Genomic DNA, 5,284 nt, shown 5'->3' with positions numbered 1-5,284 from the left:
CCGTCCTCGCCGCGCCCCGCGGCGACGAGCGCCCCGGCGGCGGCCGCCAGCGCGGCGGGCGGCAGACAGGCCACCTCCCACAGCAGGGTGGCCACGTCCGCGTCGAGCCCGGCGCGCTCCAGCTCGGCGGCGAGTAAAGGGAGCCAGGGGGCGGGCCAGGCGGCGGCCTCGCACAGCAGGGCGTGTGCCTCCCCGCCCCGGCCGTCCGCCCGCAGCCGCGCCAGCCGGTCCACGGCCTCGGCCGCGGCCCGCCGCGCCTCGGCGGTCCGCGCCACCTCCTGCGCCGCGCGCCGCTCGGCCTCCTCCTGCGCCCTGTCCCGCCTACGCCGCTTCGCCCCGTCCCCGCCACCGCCGCCGTACGCCCCGGCGAACCGCGCACCGCGGGGCGTGACCGGGTGTCCCGACTCCGCCTCGGCCTCGCCGGTCGCCGCGGTCGCCGCGGCCGCCGCCTGTACGGTCTCGCTCGGCTGGGCCGGCGCGGCCCCCGCGAACCGCGCCCCGCGCGGCCGTGCCACGGGCGCAGACTCCTCCACCCCGGCGAACCGCGCCCCACGCGCCCGGGGGCGCGGGGCCGGGACGCCACCCGCCGCCGGGGCGGGCCCGGCATCGCCTGGCCGGGCGGCGTCGCCACCACCGGGCCCCGCGCCCGCCGCCACGGCTGGTCCGCCCACGCCTGGCCGGGCGGCGTCGCCGCCACCGGGCCCCGCAGCCCAGTCACCCCGCCCGCCGCCCGGCGCCGGGGCAGGCCCGGCCGCATCCGCTCCCACAGCGCCCAGACCGCCGCCAGGCCCGGCCGCGGCCCTCATGCCACCCGGCTCCGCGCCCGCCGCGGCCCCGGCCCCGAGAGGCCCCGTCGTAGGTGCGCCACTGCCGCCAGGACCGCTCGGCCCCCCGACACCACCGCGATCGCCCCATCCCCCAGCCGCGCCTCCCGGGCCGCCACCGGCCGCCCAGCGGCCACCCATAGGCGAGCCCCGTCCCGGCTCCCCCGGCCCAGCAACCCACTCGCCCGACCCGGCTCCCGCCTCGCCGGACCCGCCGACCGCCGCCACGGCAGGCCCTCCGAGCCCCTGGGCCGCCCCGGCCCCAAGCGTGTCGGGGCCCACCGACGCCCCGCTACCGCCCCACCCCCCAGCAGTGCCTCCCAGGCCGCCACCGGCCGCCCAGCCGCCACCCACGGGCGTGGACCCTCCCGGCTCCCCCACTGCCCGAACCTCGCCAGACCTACCGGCCCCGGCCCCGGTAGGTGCCCCGGCTCCCTGGTCCGCCTCGGCCCCAGCGCCGACCGCCCCGGCCCCGGCCGCCCCACCAGCGCCCGCGCCGGGCCCGTCAGGCCCCGCAGCCGTCCCTGGACCGCCCGGCCGCTCGGCCGCGACCGCGGAGCCACCGGCTCCGGCTGCCGCTGCCGCCCCGGTGCCCGGACCGCCGTCAGCCCTCTGATCATGGTCCTGCCGCGCGGCCCAGCCGGGCTCGACGGGCGGCTGCTTGCCGTCCACCTCGCCGTACGTCTCGCCGTACGTCTCGTCGTACGCCGAGGCGAACCGTGAACCGCGCGGTCGCCGCATCCGGGCAGCCGCAGCCCCCGCGCCCGCCAGTGGGCCGCCCGCCTGCGAGCCGACCGACATCCCGCCGTCATCAGCCGACGGCCCCTCGGCCCTGCCATGCGCGGAGCCAGCATGCGCGGGCCCTGCGGCCCCCGCCTCGTCCCGGAACCAGCCGTCCGGCACGGCCAGACCACCCCGCCCGCCCGCAGACGACGAACCCCCGCGGGAGGCGGGGGTTCGGGAGGACGACAAGGCGTCCAGGGCGGTCAGGCGGGCGCGGAGCTCCTCGCAGCGGGCGGTGGCTCGCTCCCAGTCGTCGCGGGCCCAGGCGAGGTTCGTCGAGAGGCGTTCCCTCGCGTCGGCATCGGCGTCGGCTTCGGCGGTGGCGGTGGCGTCGCGTACGGCGGCGTGGAGTTCCCGTTCGCGCTTGGCCGCGTGCCGCTGCTCGCGGAGCATCGCCTCCAACCGGCCCTGGAGGGCGGTGCGGCCGCCGGCCGTGGTGTCGTAGACGGTGACGGAGGCGCGGTAGAGGGCGGCGGCGCGGGCGGCGGCCTCCTTCGCCACGTCGGGGCCGCGCTGGGCGGACAGGTCCTGGAGCAGGGCCTGGACCACGTCCCAGGGCGGCACCTCCCGGCCGTCGAGGCATGCGCGCATGCCTTCCGGATCGCGCTGCGCGAAGACTCCGTACCAGCCCTGCTCCGCGTCCAGACGCCTCGTCAGCGCACGCAGGTAGCGTGCGAACTCCTCAACCTCGGCCGGGAGTTGACCGCCAGCCATGGTCATCCCTCTCCCCGTGTCCCCGTCCGCGTCCCCATGGACGAATCCCCCTCCAGTGGGGACGCATTCGACACCCTCCGTGTTACGGGGACGGTTACGAACGTGCTACGGGAGTTTTTCCGACTCCGCACACACCAGTCGGCCGAGGTCCGTCACTTGTCCGGGCTGACCACCATCGCCGAGCCGCCGCCGCGCCGTACGGTCTCCGCAGCCGCGAGCCAGCGCCCGCCGGACAGCCGCTGTACGCCGGTCGCCGCCCCGATCTCGGGGTTCTGTTTGAAGGAGTGGCCGAGCGTCGTGAGCTGTCCGCGCAGCGGGCTGTTCCACAGCCCCGGCTCCAGTTCGGTCTGTGCGGCGTTGCGCTGGCTGGCGCGGGGTGCGGCGATCGCGTCGACCAGGGGCATACCGCGGTCGAGGTGGCCCAGCAGGGTCTGCAGCACGGTGGTGATGATGGTGGCGCCGCCGGGCGAGCCGAGCGCGAGCACCGGGCGGCCCTTGTCCGTGACGATCGTCGGCGACATGGACGAGCGCGGGCGCTTGCCGGGGCCGGGCAGGTTCGGGTCGTGGACGGCGGGGTTGGCGGGGGCGAAGGAGAAGTCGGTGAGCTCGTTGTTGAGCAGGAAGCCTCGGCCGGGCACGGTGATGCCGCTGCCGCCGGTCTGCTCGATGGTGAGGGTGTAGGCGACGACGTTGCCCCACTTGTCGGCGACCGTGAGGTGCGTCGTGTTCTCGCCCTCGTACGTCGTGGGGGCCGCGGTCCCGCCGCTGTCGCAGCCGGTGGGCCGGGCGGGGTCGCCGGGCGCGAGCGGACTGCTCAGTACGGCGTCGGCCTTGATCAGGCAGGCCCGGGAGTCGGCGAACCGCTGCGAGGTGAGGCCCTTGGCCGGCACGTCCTCGAAGGCCGGGTCGCCGACCCAGCGGCCCCGGTCGGCGAAGGCTATCCGGCTGGCCTCGATGTAGCGGTGCAGATAGTCGCGGTCGCTGAGCTTGCCGAGGTCGGTCTTCTCCAGGATGTTCAGCGCCTCGGCGACCGTGGTGCCGCCGGAGGAGGACGGGGCCATGCCGTACACGTCGAGGCCGCGGTACGAGGTCCTGGTCGGGGCCTGGCGCTTGACCTGGTACGCGGATAGGTCCCGCTCGGTCAGATCGCCGGACCGTACGACGCGCTGCGCCGCGGGGTCCACGGGGGGCTTGCGCACCGTCTTGACGATGTCGCGGCCCAGTTCGCCCTTGTAGACGGCGCCGACGCCCTTCTTGGCGAGCAGCGCGTAGGTACGGGCCAGGTCGGGGTTGGTGAAGGTGGAGCCGACGACCGGCAGTTCGCCGCCGGGCAGGAACAGCTTGGCGGTGTCCGGGAAGTCCTTGAAGCGGGCCTGGTTGTCGGCGGTCTGCTGGCGGAACGTGGTGTCGACGGTGAAGCCGTCGCGGGCGATGCGCTCGGCGGGCTTCAGCACCTGCGCGAGCGAGCGGGTGCCCCAGGTGTCCAGCGCGGTGTCCCAGGTGCCGGGGGTGCCGGGGGTGCCGATGCTCAGTCCGCTGGTGACGGCGTCGGCGAACGGGATCGGCTTGCCGTCCTTGTCCAGGAAGAGCTTGTCGTCCGCGCTGCGCGGCGCGGTCTCGCGCCCGTCGAGGGTGAACACTTTGTGCTGCTTGGCGCTGTAGTAGACGAAGTATCCGCCGCCGCCGACGCCCGCCGAGTACGGCTCGGTGACGCCGAGCGCGGCCGCGGTGGCCACGGCCGCGTCCACCGCGTTGCCGCCGCGCCGCAGCACCTCGATACCGGCCGCCGAGGCGTCGGCGTCCACGCTGGAGACCGCGCCGCCGTAGCCGACGGCCACGGGGGTCTTGGCGGGTGTGCCGACCGGGGCCGCGCCGCCCTGTGCTCCGTCCGGTGCGCCGCCCCGCGCGCCCGCCGGGGCGATGCCGAGGGCGACGACCAGACCGGCCGTCGCGACGAGGGCCGGAAGTCGGCGCAATGGAGTGGAAGTTGCTGGTGATGAGGACGTTACGGCTGGTCTTGCGGCGTGCTCCATCCGGGCCTCCAAGCGAGCGACAGGGGCCGGAGCCTACCGGTGACCGTCCCGGAAACGACAGGGGGCGCACAGAAGGCGAAGCCCCCCACCGGCTCGAACAAACACCCACATCGCGGCTACGATGCGCGGCCATGACTGACACCGTGCAGGACCTCATCGCTTCCGGCGCGGCCCTGGTCGTGGGCCTGGCCCTCGGCTGGGCCGTGCACTCAGCCTTGGCGCGCCGCGGGCGCGCCCGCGAGCAGTTGTTCTTCGGGCTGCCGGACGGCTCGGAGTGCGTGCTGGTCACACACCGGGACAGCACCTCCTCACATTGGAGCATCCCGCGCCATGACGCGCTCGCGCTCTTCGGGGTCGCCGCCGTCGTGGAGAACTGCGGCGCACACGCCGAGGTCGCCCCGCATGACACCGGGCTCCAGGGCTTCGGGGCGCGCACCGAGTTCTGCGTCGGCGACCCGACCGCGCACCGCCGGCTCGCCGCCCACATGAGCAATCTGCTGCCGGGGGTCGCGGTCCACCAGGGCGACGAGACGCAGGAGCGCGGCTCGTTCACGATAGGCGGGACCGAGTACCGCGCGGAGCCTGGCTCCGTGGAGTACGTGCTGCTGGCCCGGCTCACGGCGGGTGAGACCGGCCGTCCCGTGTTCCTGGCCGCGGGCCAGCGCCCGGTCACCCACCGCGCCGCGATCCGCCACCTCGTACGCAATCGCGCCCGGTTTGCCCGCAAGTACGGCGCGCACGGCTCCTTCTGCCTGCTGCTGAAGGTCGTCAACTCGCAGTCGTACGGACCGGACGTGGTCGAGGTCGTCGCGGACGTCACCAAGGCCGCCACCTCGGCCCCGAGCCGCTCGCGCGCCGCCCACAAGTCGGACTGAGCCCGTTTGCGGTGAGTATGGGACAGCGACACGCCGACGCCACGGCGTGTCGCTG

At 76.0% G+C, this 5,284-nt stretch carries 3 protein-coding genes; 1 reads left to right on the top strand and 2 read right to left on the bottom strand.

Annotated elements, in window-relative coordinates; all coding sequences use genetic code 11:
• On the bottom strand, positions 1-2,321 hold a 2,321-nt coding region (locus tag ACWDSL_RS51590), incomplete at its 3' end, for a hypothetical protein (RefSeq protein ID WP_450496486.1).
• A gap of 152 nt (positions 2,322-2,473) precedes the next feature.
• A complete protein-coding gene (gene ggt / locus ACWDSL_RS51585; protein ID WP_450496485.1) occupies positions 2,474-4,354 on the bottom strand; it encodes a gamma-glutamyltransferase in 1,881 nt (626 codons plus the stop codon).
• Between the two features lie 131 nt (positions 4,355-4,485).
• Between ggt and ACWDSL_RS51580 the strand changes: the two genes are divergently transcribed.
• Positions 4,486-5,229 carry a hypothetical protein gene (locus ACWDSL_RS51580; RefSeq protein ID WP_450496483.1) on the top strand — a complete coding sequence of 248 codons (744 nt, stop codon included), beginning with the start codon at positions 4,486-4,488 and terminating at the stop codon, positions 5,227-5,229.
• The last annotated feature ends 55 nt before the right edge of the window (positions 5,230-5,284 follow it).

This window comes from Streptomyces sp. NPDC000941 (genome assembly GCF_053599555.1).
The sequence above is the reverse complement of the archived record's forward strand: the minus strand, read 5'-3'. Positions and strand labels throughout refer to the sequence as shown.